This is a genomic window from Allofournierella massiliensis, assembly GCF_004345265.1.
Classification (GTDB): domain Bacteria; phylum Bacillota; class Clostridia; order Oscillospirales; family Ruminococcaceae; genus Allofournierella; species Allofournierella massiliensis.
The window spans coordinates 51801-67522 of record NZ_SLUM01000010.1; the positions used below are offsets into that span (position 1 = coordinate 51801).

Below are 15722 nucleotides of genomic sequence, written 5' to 3' on the forward strand. Positions count from 1 at the left end.
AGAGCATGAAACTGATCAACATCGGCTTCGGCAACATGGTCAGCGCCAACCGGCTGATCGCCATCGTGAGCCCGGAGTCCGCGCCCATCAAGCGCATTGTGCAGGAAGCGCGGGACAAGGGCGCACTGATCGACGCCACCTACGGCCGCCGCACCCGCGCGGTGATCATCATGGATTCCGACCATGTGATCCTGTCCGCCGTGCAGCCGGAGACCGTGGCCAACCGCCTGAACGACAACGACGATGCCGACGATGAAATGGAGGACGAGCTGGACAATGAATAAAGAACGCCATCTGATCGTGATCTCCGGGCCTTCCGGCTCCGGCAAGGACACGGTGGTCAAGCGGCTGATGGAGCTGCACCCGGAGATCGAGGTTTCGGTTTCCGCCACCACTCGTGAGATCCGCCCCGGCGAAAAGGACGGGGTGAACTATGTTTACCTGACCCGTGAGGAGTTCGAGCGCCGCATTCAGGCGGGCGAAATTCTGGAGTATGCCGAATACTGCGGCAACTACTACGGCACCCCCAAGTCCGAGGTGGATAAGCGCATCAACAACGGCACCACCGTGATTCTGGTCATCGAGGTGATCGGCGCGGGCAACGTGAAGCGCATCTATCCCGGCGCGGTGACCATCTTTGTGCGGCCGCCGAGCTATGGCGAGCTGGAAGAGCGGCTGCGCGGCCGCGGCACCGAGAGCGAGGAGGACATCAAGAAGCGTCTGGCCCGCGCGGTGGAGGAGATGGAGTACGCGGTGGATTACAACGAGGTTGTGATCAACGACACCGTGGACGAGTGCGCCGAGGAAATCTACGGCCTGATTCAGAAGTATCAGCAGGAAGAAGAGTGACCCGCCCCCGGCGGGCGGAAGGGAGCGCGGCACGGTGCTGCAAACAGTCCAGGTGGCAGTAAGCGGCGCCACGTTTCATTTTGACAAGCTCTATACCTATCTTGTGCCCCCCACACTGGCCCATCCGGTGGTTCCGGGGGGCATGGTGCTGGTGCCCTTTGGCCGGGGCAATAAGCCCCGCATGGGCGTGGTGCTGGCCACCGGCCAGCAGGAGGAAGCCGGCCGCTGCAAGGAACTGTTCGATGCAGCGCCGGAAAACGCCCGCCTCACCGACGAGCTGCTGGGTCTGGTGCGCTTTTTGAAGGAGCGCACCTTCTGCACCTGGTACGAGGCGGTGAAGGCCATCATCCCCTATGGGGCACAATATAAACCGGTGGAAACCGAGAATGGCCCCCGACTGCAAAAGCAGCTGGTGCGCCACACCGAACCGGAATATTCCCTCGTGGGCACTCTGCCCGAAAAACCAAAGCCCACCGCCAAGCAGCAGGCAGCGGTGGCGGCGCTGCAAAACGGCCCGTTACCCCAGAGCGCGCTGGCCCAGCTGGGCCTGAGCCGTGCGGTGCTGGATAACCTGTGCGAAAAGGGTGTGCTGGAAAAACGGCAGGTGGACAAGGTTCTGGACCTGTTCAGCCATATCCCGCAGACAAACGACCCGATCGTCCTCAGTGAGGAGCAGCAGCAGGTGTACAACGGCCTGTGCGCCCAGATGGACGGAAACAAGCCCAGCGCCGCCCTGCTTTACGGGGTGACCGCCAGCGGCAAAACGCTGGTGTTTCTGAAGCTGATCCAGCATACGCTGGAACTGGGCAAAACCGCTCTGGTGCTGGTGCCGGAGATCAGCCTGACCCCCCAGATGATCCGCCGCCTGAAGCAGACCTTCGGCGGGCGGGTGGCGGTGCAGCACTCGGCGCTCAACCACACCGAGCGCCTTCTGCAATGGCAGATGATCCAGTCCGGCGGGGCCGACATCGTGGTGGGAACCCGCAGCGCGGTGTTCGCGCCGCTGAAAAACATCGGCCTGATCGTGCTGGATGAGGAGCAGGAGCACACCTACCGGTCGGAAAGTGCACCACGCTTTGACGCCCGGGAGGTGGCCAAGCGCCGGGCCGTGGATCACGGCGCGCTGGTGCTGTTTGCATCGGCCACCCCCAGTGTGGAAAGCTATCAGGCCGCGCTGGAGGGGCGCTATACCCTGTATAAACTCACCCGGCGCTATGCGGGCCAGCCGCTGCCCGCGGTGGAAATGGTGGATATGCGGGCTGAGCTGGCCGCCGGCAACTCCGGCAGCATCAGCACTGCGCTGGCCGGGCGTATCCGCCAGACACTGGCCCGGGGCGAGCAGGCGATTCTGCTGCTCAACCGACGGGGCTACAAGACCGTGGGTATGTGCTCCGGCTGCGGGCAGGTGATCAAATGCTCCAGCTGCAGCGTTCCCATGGTGTATCATAAATCGGAAAACAAGCTGCTTTGCCACTATTGCGGCAAGGCGATTTCGCCGGTGCCCACCGTCTGCCCGGAATGCGGCGGAAAGGTGCGCTATACCGGCTTTGGCACCCAGCGGGTGGAGGAGGAACTGGCGGAGCTGTTCCCGAACGCCCGGGTGCTTCGCATGGATCAGGATTCCACCAGCCAGAAAAACGCCCACGAAAACATGCTGGCTGCCTTTGCCCGGGGCGAATACGACATCATGCTGGGCACCCAGATGGTGGCCAAGGGCCTTGATTTTGAAAAGGTGACGCTGGTGGGCGTGCTGGGCATCGACTCGCTGCTCTTTTCGCAAGGGTTCCGGGCGGTGGAGAACGTGTTCTCGCTGGTGACCCAGGTGATCGGCCGCTCCGGCCGGGCCGGGGCCGCAGGCCGGGCGCTGATCCAGACCATGGACCCGGAGAATTCCACTTTGAATCTGGCGGCGGCCCAGAACTACGAGGCGTTTTTCGATCAGGAGATCATGTTCCGCAAGATCTGCCTGTATCCGCCTTTTTGCAGCGTCTGCATTGCCGCCTTCAGCGGCGCGGACGAAAACCGCACCATGCAGGCGGCCGCCCGCTTTGCCCGGCTGCTGGGCATCGAGGCAAGCGCTCATCCGGGCATGCCGCTGCGGATTTTAGGCCCCGCACCCATGAACATTGTCATGGTCAAGGACCGCTATCGCTACAAGCTCACCATCAAATGCCGCAACGACCGGGCGTTCCGTCAGGTGCTGGGCAGGGTGCTGGCGGCTTACAGCGACGAGGGCCTGCCGTCCAAAGCGTCGGTGACGCTGGACTTCAATTCCGACGGCGACTGACCCATCGGGCACATTTCATCAACCAATCTCGCCGGCCCTTCCCGCCGGCTCATTTTAAGGAGGATAAACTTCTATGGCTCTGCGTACCATCGTGCAGGACGGCGATCCCATTCTGAAAAAGGTCTGCCGCCCCGTGACCAATTTTGACGACCGTCTGGCAACCCTGCTGGACGACATGAAGGAAACCCTGATTGACGCGGGCGGTCTGGGCCTGGCCGGCCCTCAGGTGGGCGTGATGCGCCGCCTGTTCATCGCTCTGGACGAGCGCGACCTGCCGGAGGATGGCACCATGCCCGAGGGCTACGAGCCCAAGTTCATCGAGTGCATCAACCCGGAGATTCTGGAGGAGTCTGAGGATGAGGTAACTCTGTACGAGGGCTGCCTGTCCTTCCCGGGCCACAACGGCGCCATCAGCCGCCCCCGCAAGGTGAAAATCCGCGCTCAGGATCGCCACGGCGAGACCTTTGAAATGGAAGCCGAGGAGATGCTGGCCCGCTGCTTCTGCCACGAGACCAACCATCTGGACGGCATCACCATCATGGATCTGGCCGATCATTTCTATGAGGACGATTACCCGGACGAGATCGAAGAGGACGAGGAATAATGCGCATTCTGTTTATGGGCACGCCGGACATTGCCGCCGCCAGCCTGGCTGCCGTTCTGGAAGCGGGGCATGAGGTGTGCGGCGTGTTCACCCGCGAGGATAAGCCGGTGGGACGCAAGCAGATTCTCACAGCCCCGCCGGTAAAGCAGCTGGCGCTGGAGCATAATCTGCCGGTTTACCAGCCCAAGACCCTGCGCACCGAAGAGGTGCAGCAGCAGATCCGGGAGCTGGCCCCCGAGCTGATCGTGGTGGTGGCCTACGGCCGTATTCTGCCGCCGGAGGTGCTGTGCGTGCCGCCCAAGGGCTGCATCAATCTGCACGTTTCGCTGCTGCCCAAGTACCGGGGCGCCGCACCGGTGCAGTGGTCGGTGATCAACGGCGATAAGGAGACCGGCGTCTCCATCATGTATCTGGACGAGGGCCTGGACACCGGCGACATCCTGAACGTCGCCCCGGTGACCATCGGCCCCGAAGAGACCAGCGGCGAGCTGTTCGAGCGGATCACCGCGCAGGGCGCAAAAACGCTGGTGGAGACCATTGCCTCCATCGCCGCGGGCACTGCCGTGCGCACCCCGCAGGATCACAGCAAGGCCACGCTGGCCCCGCCCCTGACCAAGGAGATGGCCCGCTTTGCCTTTGATCAGCCTGCTCAGAAGCTGCACGATCTGGTGCGGGGCATGAATCCCTGGCCGGTGGCCTACTTCGAGCAGGAGGGCAAAAAGATCAAGGTGCGCAAAAGCCATGTGGCCGCCGGAAGCGGCGCGCCGGGCACCGTACTGAGCATCAAACCCCTCACCATCGCCTGCGCCGAGGGCGCGCTGGAGCTGGACGAGGTGGTGCCGGAGGGCTCCAAGCCCATGGCGGGCTCCGCCTGGGCGGCGGGCCGCCGCCTGAAAGCGGGCGACCGGCTGTAATTTTACCATTGGAGGAACACGTTTATGGATAAAGCCCGCCGCATCGCGGTTCAGGCACTGGTTCGCCAGGAGGAGAGCGGCTTTGCCAATCTGGTACTGAACGCAGTTCTGGAGCATCAGGATCTGAACGGCCGGGATCGGGCCTTTGTGAGCGCCCTGTTCTACGGCGTCACCGAGCGGCTGCTCACGCTGGACTGGGCGCTGGCGAACTGCCTGAGCCGCCCGCTGAGCAAGCTGGATCCTCAGGTGCGGGCCATCCTGCGCAGCGGCCTGTATCAGGCCCGTTACATGCAGGTGCCCCGTGCGGTGGCGGTGAACGAGTCGGTGAGTCTGTGTCGGGCGCTGAAAAAATCCAGCGCCGCCGGCCTTGTGAACGCGGTGCTGCGCAAGGCCGTTGCGCAGGATCCGGCCGCGGCCACCTTCAAAACTGAGGCCGAGCGGCTGAGCATCCAGTATTCCGTGGGCCTGCCGGTGGTAAAGCTGCTGCAAAAAAATTACCCGGAAGAATGCGAGCAGATTCTGCAGGCATTTTTTGAAACGCCCCGGGTGGCCCTGCGTTGCAACCCGCTGAAAACCACTCCCGCCCAGCTGACCGGATTGCTGGAAGCGGAAGGAGTGGAGGTGGAGCCGGGCTGTCTGGCGAACACGCTGCTGGCGAAATTCACCGGCAGCCCGGCGGCCACCGAGGCCTTTCAGAAAGGGCTTTACCATGTGCAGGGCCAGGCCTCCCAGCTGGCGGCTTACAGCCTGCAGGCCAGACCCGGCGAGAAGGTGCTGGATTTGTGCGCCGCGCCGGGTGGCAAAACCCTGACCATCGGCCAGGATATGGAGAACACCGGCACCCTCATCAGCTGCGACGCGGTGGAAAGCCGCCTGCCGCTGATCGAAAAGGCCGCCGCCCGTGCGGGCCTTACCAATGTGAAGGTACTGCACAATGACGCCTCCGTCTACCGGGAAGAATTTGCCGGGGCGGATCGGGTCTTATGTGACGTACCCTGTTCCGGCCTTGGCATCATTGCCAAAAAACCGGACATCCGCTACAAAACCATGGACGGTGTAGAGCAGCTGCACGGGCTGCAGGCGAAGATTCTGGCCACTGCCGCTCGTTATGTGAAGCAGGGCGGCCGCATCGTGTATTCCACCTGCACCATCGACCCGCGGGAGAACCAGAACATCGTGCGGGCCTTTTTGGAGCAAAACGCCGATTTCCGGCTGGTTTCGCCCCCCTTCGTGCCCGAAGGCGCACGGGTGGAGGACGGCATGCTGACCCTGTTGCCGGGCAAGGCCGGGCCGGACGGATTTTTTATTGCCATTATGGAGAAGTTGTGAACCATGCAGAAAACCTGTATTTCATCCTACACCCTTGAGCAGCTGGCCGAGCAGCTGAAAGCCATGGGCCAGCCCGCCTTCCGGGCGAAACAGATATTTCACTGGCTGCACCAGAAGCTGGTCACCGAGTTTTCGGCCATGACCGACCAGCCCAAGGCGCTGCTGGCGAAGCTGGAAGAGGAGTACTACATTGCGGCTCCCGTCATCCAGCGGCGGCAGCAGTCCAGGGACGGCACGGTGAAATATCTTTTCCGTCTGGCGGACGGCAACTGCATCGAGACGGTGGTAATGCGCTATAATTATGGTAACACCGTGTGCGTGTCCACCCAGGTGGGCTGCCGCATGGGCTGCCGGTTCTGCGCCTCCACCCAGGCAGGCCGGGTGCGCAATCTGGAAGCCGGGGAGATCGCGGCGGAGATCTACGCCGCCCAGAAGGACATCGGAGAGCGCATCTCCCACATTGTGCTTATGGGCATCGGTGAACCGCTGGACAACTTCGACAACGTGATGGATTTTCTCACCATCATCTCCAGCCCCGAGGGCGTGAACATCGGCATGCGAAACATCAGCCTGTCCACCTGCGGCATCGTGCCCCAGATCGACAGGCTGGCGGAAAAGAAGCTGCAGCTCACCCTTTCCATCTCGCTGCATGCGCCCAACAACGCCATGCGCAGCCAGATGATGCCGGTGAACGATGCATACCCGGTGGAAGAACTGATCGCCGCCTGCCGCCGCTACCAGAAGGTTACCGGCCGGCGCATCAGCTTTGAATATTCCATGGTGCGGGGCGTGAACGACAGCCCCGCCACCGCAAAGGAGCTGGCAAAGCTCATCCGGGGAATGGGGGCTCATGTGAACCTGATTCCCATCAACCCGGTGGACGGCAGCCCCTATTCCGCCACCGATGCGGAGAATGTGAAGCGCTTCCAGAATATGCTCACCGAGCTGGGGGTGAACGCCACCGTGCGCCGCCGTCTGGGCAGCGACATCAGCGCTGCCTGCGGCCAGCTGCGGCGGGAGGCAGCAAAGGAGGAACAGCCATGAAACTGGCCGGCAAAACCGATATCGGCAGCTGCCGCAGTGAAAATCAGGACAATTACCGGGCCGCCCGCCTGCCGGACGACACCGTCTGGGCCGTTGTGTGCGATGGTATGGGCGGTGCGGCATCGGGTCAGCTGGCGGCACAGATCGCCACCGATACCATGGAGTCCTGCTTTGAAAGCGGGCTGAAAAACCTGCCCAAGGGGCAGGAGCGGGCCTTTCTGATGCACTGCGTCACCCAGGCCAACCGGGCTATCTACGATCAGGCTCAGGCGCATCCGGAAAACAAGGGCATGGGCACCACCGCCGTGTGCTGCCTGGTGCGGCACGACACCCTGCATGTGGCCCATGTGGGCGACTCCCGGGCCTATCTCTGCCGGGAGGGCCAGATCAGCCAGCTCACCCGGGATCATTCCATGGTGCAGGAGCTGGTGGAAGCGGGTCGGCTGACCACCGAGGAGGCCGAGAACTATCCCCACAAGAACCTCATTACCAAAGCGCTCGGAGTGGAGCCGGGGGTTCGGGCTGATTATTCCAGCATGCCCGCCCAGCCCGGCGACGTGATCCTCATGTGCAGCGACGGGCTTTCCGGCGTGGTGCCGGACGGCCAGCTGCTGGCCATCATCCAGCACAATCCGTTTTTCACGGTGCCGCGGCGGCTGGTGGAGCAGGCGCTCCAGGCAGGCGGGCAGGATAACATCACCGCCCTGCTGATCGAGGTAGAGCAAACGGAGGACTGAGATGGATCAACTGATAGGCAAAAAGCTGGACGGCCGCTACCTGCTGGAAGAGCTGGTGGGCGTGGGCGGCATGGCCAATGTGTATAAGGGTGTGGACCTGAAAAACCAGCGCGTGGTTGCGGTGAAGGTCCTGCGGGAGGAATTCCTGGAAAATCCGGAGCTGGTCTACCGGTTTAAAAATGAGTCCAAGGCCATCTCCATTCTGGACCATCCGGGCATCGTGAAGGTGTTCGATGTGTCGGTCACCGACAAGCTCCAGTACATCGTGATGGAATACATCGACGGCATTACTCTGAAGGAGTACATGACCCGCCGGGGCGAACCCCTCACCTGGAAAGAGGTGGTGCATTTCACCGAGCAGATTCTGGATGCTCTGGATCACGCACACCGGAAGGGTGTGGTTCACCGGGACATCAAGCCCCAGAACATCATGCTGCTGACGGATGGCAAGGTCAAAATCATGGACTTTGGCATCGCCCGCTTCTCCCGCGCCGAGAGCCAGATGGTGAGCAACAAGGCCATCGGTTCGGTGCATTACATCAGCCCCGAGCAGGCGAAGGGCGACGTGACCGACGCCAAGGCAGACATTTATTCCGTGGGCATTATGCTGTACGAGATGCTGTCCGGCAAGCTGCCCTTTGAATCGGACGATGCGGTCTCGGTGGCCATCAAGCAGATTTCAGACAAGGCTGTCCCTCTGGGGCAGATCGCACCGGATGTGCCGCAGGCATTGCAGGACATCACCGCCCGGGCCATGGCGAAGGACCCGAACCGGCGATATCCCAGCGCCCGCGCCATGCTGGAGGACATTGAGGAGTTCAAACGCAACCCCAGCATCCGGTTTGAGTATGAGTATTTAACAGAGGATTCGCCGTCGAGGTATATTGACAAGGTGGTTAAACAAAGCAGATCCGGCTCCGGTCAGAACGATCCGCGGCGCACTGGTCAGCGCACTGGGCGCACCGGCAGCCAGCAGGCTTCCCGCAGCGGTCAGGGCCATACCACAGGTACCCGCAGCCGGAAAAAGAAGAAAAAACGCATCGGCCTGCTGCCGGTGCTGGCGGGCATGGCCACGGCCTTCGCCCTGGGCTCCGCCATTCTGTGCTTTATGATCTTTGCAAATTCCACCAACCCCCTGTTCAGCAGCAAGGAGGACGTGGAACTGCCGGACTTCACCGGTATGAACTGGGAGGAAGTGAAGGCCCAGTACAGCGATACCCTCAGCCTGACCGCGGAAATGGTGAACAGCAGTGAGACCGAGGAAGGCATCATCATCAGCCAGTCGCCCCGTGGGCCCCGTACCGTGAAGGAGGGCCAGAAGGTCACCCTGAAGGTAAGCATCGGCACATTGTATGTGAATATCCCGTCGGTGAACGGCTGGACTGCATCCGAAGCGGAGGAGGCTCTGAAGAACGAGGGCCTGCAGGTACGCCGGGTGAATGAGGCGGACGACACCGTACCGGAGGGCAGCGTAATCCGCACCGATCCCGCCAACGGCGAACAGGTGGCCAGCGGTTCCACCGTGACCATGTATGTGAGCCAGAAGAAGGTGGATCTGGAGCGTTCGGTGCCCCAGCTGATCGGTCTGACCGAGGCGGACGCCCAGAAGGCTCTGACCGCCAGCAACCTGCGCACCGGTACCCGTACCGAGGCTTACAGCAGCGAGTATGAGGCGGGCCGTGTAATTGACCAGACCTACGAGTCGGGCACTTTGGTACGCATCAATACCACGGTGGGCTACACCGTGTCGCTGGGGCCGGAGCCCACCCCGGAACCGACCCCGGAACCCACACCGGAGCCTACTCCGGAACCTACGCCCAGTCCCACCCCCAGTGCGACACAGCCGCCGGTGGTGGTTACTCCGGATCAGGGCAATTCGGATACCATGCAGAATCAAGAGGACGATTGATTCTGACTGAAATCACACGTCGTTCGGGCCGGGCCGTGGCATCTGCGGCCCGGCCTTTTGAACTGGTACAATCAAGGGAATGCAGGGAAAGGAACGCATTACTATGCCGGAAGGATACATCAAAAAAGGAATCGGCGGGTTTTACTATGTGCAGTGCGGCGATGAGCTGCTGGAATGCAAGGCCAAGGGCATCTTCCGCAAACGGGGCATTACCCCGGTGGCGGGCGACCGGGTCACGGTGGAGGTGGAGAACGGCGGCAATGTGATTGCCGAGATTGCGCCCCGCCGGAATGTGTTCGTGCGGCCGCCCATTGCCAATCTGGATGTGCTGTTCATTGTGGCCAGCACCACCCAGCCGGTGCCCAGCACGCTGGTGCTGGACAAGCTCACTGCCATCGCGGTGGACAAGGAGGTTCAGCCGGTGCTGGTGTTCACCAAGGGCGACCTAGCCAGCACCGAAAAGCTGACCGAAGCCTATGCGCTGTCCACCCTGCCGGTGGTGGTGATTGACCATGCCACCGGCGGCGGTCTGGAGGAGATCAAAGCCATGATCCGGGGCAAGCTCTGCGCGTTCTGCGGCAACTCCGGCGTAGGGAAGAGCACTCTGCTCAACGCCCTTCTGCCCGACCTTGCCCAGCAGACCGGCTCCATCAGCCAGAAGCTGGGCCGCGGCCGCCACACCACCCGCGAGGTGGAAATCTTCGAGGCCTTTGGCGGTTATGTGGCCGATACCCCGGGCTTTGCCAGCCTGGATACCGGCAAAGCCTGCTACATTCCCAAAGAGAATCTGCAATACGCTTTTCCGGAATTTGCGCCCTATGTGCACGAATGTAAGTTCACCGGCTGTGCTCACCGGGCCGAAAAGGGCTGTGCGGTGCTGGAAGCCCTGAAGGAGGGCAAAATCAGCCAGAGCCGATACGACAGCTACGCCGCCATGTACGACGAAGTGAAGGACATCAAGGACTGGGAGCTGCGCTGACCGCTTCTCTGATAAACAAAAAATGCCCCGCGTGTGCCGGAAACGGCATGCGCGGGGCATTTTGATGGGGAGAAAGAGGATGGGGGGAATTTATGCCGCAGAGGAGGTTTTGCCCCGGCGGAACAGCAGACGGAACAAAAAACGAACCAGCGGCCCGCAGAAAAAGATCTGCCAGAAAAACGCCATGGGGAAATTGCAGGCAACGGTCTGCAGCCAGCAGGGTACAAACTCCCAACCCGGCCGCTTGAAAATGACCGTGGCCCAGAAGCTCATGATGGGGCACATGAACGCCACCGTGATGCTGGCACGGGCCAGAATCACAAAAATTGGCCGGTCCACCGCCGGATCCACCAGACGGAAGGCGATGCGCGGAGCGAACCGGTCCACAAAGCAGAAGCCCATCACAAAGCAGATGGGAAAGATGATCAGCGTTTCCGGCAATGCGGCCAGAATCCCCGCGTTGGTCAGCCCGCCCATGCGCAGGCCGGTGTTATAAAGCTCCATGGCCAGCACCATGAACAGAGTCATCAGCAGGCCATACACCAGTTCTTCCAGTTTTGTCTTTGGCATGATAGAAAACACTCCTTCTTAAAATAAGAAAACGGCCCAGTCCATCGGATGAATAGACTACGCCGTAACGACTTATTTCTATTGTGCCAGACTCATGGCAGTTTTCTGTTTGAATTTATTATACCACTGTTTTTTCCAAAAGGCAAAGGGCGGTTTGCATCCCGGGCGGCAGTGTGGTACAATCAGGCGTAAGCTCTGCCGCCCCCAAGGGGGGCGCGGAAAGGAGAATCGTATGCAGCAAACACGATGCGTGATCGTGTCGGCCGCGCCACTGGCAGCCTCCATGAAGGAGCTGCTGCGGCCCGGCGACTATCTGATCGCCTGCGATGGCGGCTACCAGAGTACCCGGAAGATTCTGGGGCGGGAACCGGATGTGATTCTGGGGGATTTCGACAGTGCACCTGAGCCGGAAGGGACTGGCGCTGTGGTGCTGCCCCGGGTCAAGGACGACACCGACACCCACTACGCCGCGAAGCTGGCGGTGGAAAAGGGTTTTTCACAGGTTTTACTGCTGGGGGCGCTGGGTGGCCACCGGCTGGAGCATACGCTGGCCAACATCGGTACCGGCCTCTGGCTGGAAAAGCAGGGCGTGCAGGTGACGCTGGCCGATGAGGACAGCCTGCTCTGCTACCTGATGCCCGGCGGGCGTCTGGAGCTGCCCTACGAGCCGGAGGAATACTTTTCGGTGCTGCCGCTGGAGGGCAGGGCCGAGGGCGTGTGCGAGCAGGGCGCCAAATACACACTGGAGGACGCAACCCTCACCACGGTGGACTTCCCGCTGGGGGTAAGCAACGAGACCCTGCCCGGCGGAGCCGTTATCACGGTGCGGGAGGGTGCTTTGCTGGTGATTCGCACCAGAAAGGATCATCAGCTGGGCCAATGATGCACAAATCCCGGGGCGGATGGATATACTGAAGCAAAACCATCAGTCACAAGGGAGGGAAACGGCAATGCAAGTGATCGTGGTCAAAAGCCCCAAATGCCTGGCAGGAGTGCTGCGGGCGCTGTTCAAAATCAAGAAGGAAAACGGAACCTGACCTCATTGAAGAAGGGCCCGCTGCCTGTGTGTTTGCAGGCGGCGGGCCCTTTTTGCCTGCAAAAAGGGGTATGGCTTGCCCACAGCGCGCATATACATGGGACTAGAAACGCGCGAAAGGGGCGAAAAAATGGAATTGAAGGTATTCAGGGATTCGCTGTCCGCCATGGGGAGCCTGTGTGAAACCAAGGCAGAGCTTCCGGTGGAGGCGGAGATCCTTATTCCGGATTATCTGCCGCAGGTGTTCAAGATCATAAAATGCTTCGTCTACCTGGTGCCGCTGCAAAAACAGATCACGGCCGGCCGCCTGACCGTGGACGGCTACCTGCGGTGTGTGGTGTATTATCAGGCCGAGGAGGATCAGAGCCTGTGCCAGACCGAACAGAAGCTGCCCTTCACCCGGGCCATGGACCTGCCGGAGGGGGATTATTCCGGTTACAGCGTTCAGGTGGGAGGGCAGCTGGAATATCTGAACTGCCGGGCGGTGAACCAGCGCCGGGTGGATCTGCGGGGGGCCTATGCCCTCAGTGCCCGGGTGGCCTGCCGAACCGATCAGGAGGTGATCACGGCTCTGGCAGACTGCGGCATCGAGCAGCGGATGGAATCGGTGGAGGGGGTCAAGTGTTTGGCCAGCCTGGATAAGATGATCACCGCGGAGGAACAGCTGCAGTTTGCCCAGCCGCCCCAGGCCATTCTGGATGTGGCCGGCGTGGGCCAGGTGGAGGAGGTGAAACTGATTTCCGGCAAGGCGGTGGTGAAGGGCGCCATTCAGGTGAGCCTTTTGTACCGCACCGGCCCCGGCTATCAGATGGAGCAGACCCAGCAGCGGGTACCCTTCAATCAGATTCTGGATCTGGAGGGCGTGCCGGAGGACAGCGAGTGCTTTGCATCCGCCGAGCTCACCGGCTGCACCGTGATGGCTGCGGCGCAGGAGGGCGGCCACACCATCACCGCCACCGCGGCGCTGCATCTGCGGGTGTGGCGTAAAAATGAGTGCTATCTGGTCAGTGACGCCTTCTCCACCCGGTTCGAGACCCAGGTGAGCAGTCAGCGCATCCTCACCGAGCAGCTGTTCCAGACCCTCGCGCAGGAATGCGAGGCCCAGACCGGCGGCGCGCTGCCGGACGAGGAGGCCCAGATCATCCATTGCTTTGTGCTGCCCGGTCTACCGGAGCTCACAGCTGTGGGGCAGGGGGTACAGCTGACCGGCCGGGCCAGCGCCCATGTGTTCTGCATGAACTCGCTGGGCGAGATCGACTGCTACGACAAGAGCTTTGAATACACCCTTAATCCGCCCTGGCCGGGCAGCCCGGAGGAATATCGCTGCGAGTGCTGGCCCACCGTTACCGACATCGACGTGCGTAAAAACGGGGCCGAGATGACCCTGAGCGCCCGCATTCGGCTGGATGGCCTTGTGTTCAAGCGCAGCTGGCAGACCGCGCTGGAGCAGGTGGAGTGCGGCGAAGCACTGGAGCAGCCGGAGCCGGACATTGCCCTGCGTATCTACTACGCGGCTCCCGGTGAGGACGTATTCGAGATCGCCAAGCGGTACCATGTGTCGCCGGCGGCCATGCTGAAAAGCAACCAGCTGGAGGACACCCGCATCACCCAGGCGACCCGGCTGCTGGTACCGGCCAGTATGTGAAAGGAGGGGAGGAATCCAATGGAAACCCAGGGCGTATACAAGGACATCGCGGCCCGCACCGGCGGCGATATTTACATTGGCGTGGTGGGGCCGGTGCGCACCGGCAAAAGTACCTTCATCAAAAAATTCATGGAGGAGCTGGTGCTGCCCCAGCTTACCAGCCCGGCGGTGAAGAACCGGGCGAGGGACGAACTGCCCCAGTCCGCCGCGGGGCGCACCATCATGACCACCGAGCCGAAATTCATTCCGGAGACCGCCGTCACCATCGAGCTGGAGGGCGGCGGCAGCTTCAAGACCCGGCTCATCGACTGTGTGGGCTATATGGTAGAAGGAGCCATGGGCCACGAGGAGGACGAAAAGCCCCGCATGGTGAAAAGCCCCTGGTTTGAGGAGGAGATTCCCTTCGACCAGGCGGCCCAGACCGGCACCCGCAAGGTGATCCGGGAGCATTCCACCATCGGGCTGGTCATTACCACCGACGGCTCCATCAGCGACATTCCCCGGGAAAAATACCGGGCGGCGGAGACCCAGGTCATTGCCGAGCTGGATGAAATCAACAAACCCTTTGTGATTCTGCTCAACTGCGTGGATCCCCATAAGCCGGATGTGTACCAGCTGGCCCAGCAGATGGAGCAGGAATATGGCCATACGGTGATTCCGGTCAGCTGCCTGGATCTGGACCGGGCTGCCATCGGCAAGATTCTGCAAAGCGTCCTCTATGAGTTTGAGGTGAAGGAGATCGCCTTCGCCATGCCCAAATGGATTACCATGCTGGAGCCGGATCACTGGCTGCAGCAGCAGGTCTATGCTGCGGCCCGGGAATATGCGGACTCGGTGGCCCAGATGAAGGATGTGGCCTGCCGGGAGGATCCGGTGCAGTGCGAGGCACTGAAGGCCTCCCGCATCCGCTCGCTGGAGCTGGCCACCGGCCGGGTGGTACTGGAATTGGAGCTGCGGCCGGAGATTTTCTATCAGGTTCTGGGCGAGACCACCGGTCTGGAAATCTGTGACGAAGCCAGCCTGATGCCCTGTATCATCGGGTTGGCCCGTGCCAAGCGGGAGTACGAGAAGATTCGCAGCGCGCTGGAGCAGGTGGAGGCCACTGGCTACGGCATCGTGATGCCCACCATCAGCGAGCTGCGGCTGGAGGAACCGGAGATTGTGCATCAAGGCGGCCGCTACGGGGTGCGGCTGCGGGCCAGCGCACCGTCCATTCATCTGCTGAAGGCTACCATCAACACCGAGATTTCGCCCATTGTGGGCTCGGAAAAGCAGTCGGAGGAGCTGGTGGTCAGCCTTCTGCACGATTTTGAACAGGATCCGCTGAAGATCTGGCAGTCCAATATTTTTGGCAAGAGCCTGCATGAGCTGGTAAACGAGGGGCTGCAGAACAAGCTGCTGCACATGCCCCAGGAGGCCCGCGCCCGCCTGCAGGAGACGCTGGAACGGGTGATCAATGAGGGCTGCACCGGTCTGATCTGTATTATTCTGTAACAAAAAAGAGATTCTGAAAAAAGCCGCCGTATCGGCAGAATACGGCGGCTTTTTTGTGTGAAAATGGTGCAAACTAACCCCAATGAGGTGAACCGGACGCAAAAACATTGATTCTTTGGTGAAAATAGTGTAAAATTACAAGAAAACACAAGGGATAACACTGCACCATTTACGCTGCATTGCGAAGGCGGCGTAGCTGCGCCGAATATGTCGGCGCTTTCCAAGCGGGAAAAGGCGGGGTTATCCGGAACAATGGGGCATGGTGTCCTGTGGATCGCCGGCAGGGCACTATTTGTCGTGCCCGGGGTCCGGCTGAAAACAAAAA

14 protein-coding genes are annotated in these 15722 nt (G+C 61.3%); 13 read left to right on the plus strand and 1 reads right to left on the minus strand.

Annotated features, from left to right (window positions below; translation table 11 throughout):
• The first annotated feature begins 5 nt into the window (after positions 1 to 5).
• From remA to rsgA, 10 genes are all read left to right on the plus strand, one after another.
• Positions 6 to 284 (plus strand): extracellular matrix/biofilm regulator RemA, encoded by a 279-nt coding sequence (gene remA, locus EDD77_RS07310; protein ID WP_058965143.1) that lies wholly within the window; start codon positions 6 to 8, stop codon positions 282 to 284.
• Positions 277 to 849, plus strand: coding sequence for a guanylate kinase (gene gmk, locus EDD77_RS07315; RefSeq protein WP_058965142.1), 573 nt, complete (start codon positions 277 to 279; stop codon positions 847 to 849). Before remA ends, gmk begins: the two co-directional genes overlap by 8 nt.
• 34 nt (positions 850 to 883) lie before the next feature.
• The gene (priA, locus tag EDD77_RS07320) at positions 884 to 3136 is read left to right on the plus strand and encodes a replication restart helicase PriA (RefSeq protein WP_058965141.1); all 2253 of its coding nucleotides are present in this window, start codon (positions 884 to 886) and stop codon (positions 3134 to 3136) included.
• Between the two features lie 73 nt (positions 3137 to 3209).
• Positions 3210 to 3740, plus strand: coding sequence for a peptide deformylase (def, locus tag EDD77_RS07325; RefSeq protein WP_058965140.1), 531 nt, complete (start codon positions 3210 to 3212; stop codon positions 3738 to 3740).
• Positions 3740 to 4654 carry a methionyl-tRNA formyltransferase gene (fmt, locus tag EDD77_RS07330; RefSeq protein ID WP_058965139.1) on the plus strand — a complete coding sequence of 305 codons (915 nt, stop codon included), beginning with the start codon at positions 3740 to 3742 and terminating at the stop codon, positions 4652 to 4654. Before def ends, fmt begins: the two co-directional genes overlap by 1 nt.
• Before the next feature lie 24 nt (positions 4655 to 4678).
• Positions 4679 to 5983 (plus strand): 16S rRNA (cytosine(967)-C(5))-methyltransferase RsmB, encoded by a 1305-nt coding sequence (gene rsmB / locus EDD77_RS07335; RefSeq protein ID WP_058965138.1) that lies wholly within the window; start codon positions 4679 to 4681, stop codon positions 5981 to 5983.
• A gap of 3 nt (positions 5984 to 5986) precedes the next feature.
• Positions 5987 to 7027 (plus strand): 23S rRNA (adenine(2503)-C(2))-methyltransferase RlmN, encoded by a 1041-nt coding sequence (gene rlmN / locus EDD77_RS07340; RefSeq protein WP_058965137.1) that lies wholly within the window; start codon positions 5987 to 5989, stop codon positions 7025 to 7027.
• Positions 7024 to 7764 (plus strand): Stp1/IreP family PP2C-type Ser/Thr phosphatase, encoded by a 741-nt coding sequence (locus tag EDD77_RS07345; protein WP_058965136.1) that lies wholly within the window; start codon positions 7024 to 7026, stop codon positions 7762 to 7764. The genes rlmN and EDD77_RS07345 overlap by 4 nt, the downstream gene beginning before the upstream one ends.
• A 1-nt stretch (position 7765) precedes the next feature.
• A complete protein-coding gene (pknB, locus tag EDD77_RS07350; protein ID WP_058965135.1) occupies positions 7766 to 9673 on the plus strand; it encodes a Stk1 family PASTA domain-containing Ser/Thr kinase in 1908 nt (635 codons plus the stop codon).
• A 103-nt stretch (positions 9674 to 9776) separates the two neighbouring features.
• Positions 9777 to 10652, plus strand: a complete 876-nt coding sequence (gene rsgA / locus EDD77_RS07355; RefSeq protein WP_058965134.1) for a ribosome small subunit-dependent GTPase A — start codon at positions 9777 to 9779, stop codon at positions 10650 to 10652.
• Between the two features lie 90 nt (positions 10653 to 10742).
• Here the strand turns inward: rsgA and EDD77_RS07360 are convergent, their stop codons facing one another.
• Positions 10743 to 11222 (minus strand): DUF2798 domain-containing protein, encoded by a 480-nt coding sequence (locus EDD77_RS07360; RefSeq protein ID WP_058965133.1) that lies wholly within the window; start codon positions 11220 to 11222, stop codon positions 10743 to 10745.
• 232 nt (positions 11223 to 11454) lie between these two features.
• Between EDD77_RS07360 and EDD77_RS07365 the strand changes: the two genes are divergently transcribed.
• From EDD77_RS07365 to spoIVA, 3 genes are all read left to right on the plus strand, one after another.
• Positions 11455 to 12105, plus strand: coding sequence for a thiamine diphosphokinase (locus EDD77_RS07365; RefSeq protein ID WP_058965132.1), 651 nt, complete (start codon positions 11455 to 11457; stop codon positions 12103 to 12105).
• Positions 12106 to 12388: 283 nt separating this feature from the next.
• Positions 12389 to 13903, plus strand: a complete 1515-nt coding sequence (locus tag EDD77_RS07370) for a DUF3794 and LysM peptidoglycan-binding domain-containing protein (protein WP_058965131.1) — start codon at positions 12389 to 12391, stop codon at positions 13901 to 13903.
• An 18-nt stretch (positions 13904 to 13921) separates the two neighbouring features.
• The gene (spoIVA, locus tag EDD77_RS07375) at positions 13922 to 15397 is read left to right on the plus strand and encodes a stage IV sporulation protein A (RefSeq protein WP_058965130.1); all 1476 of its coding nucleotides are present in this window, start codon (positions 13922 to 13924) and stop codon (positions 15395 to 15397) included.
• The last annotated feature ends 325 nt before the right edge of the window (positions 15398 to 15722 follow it).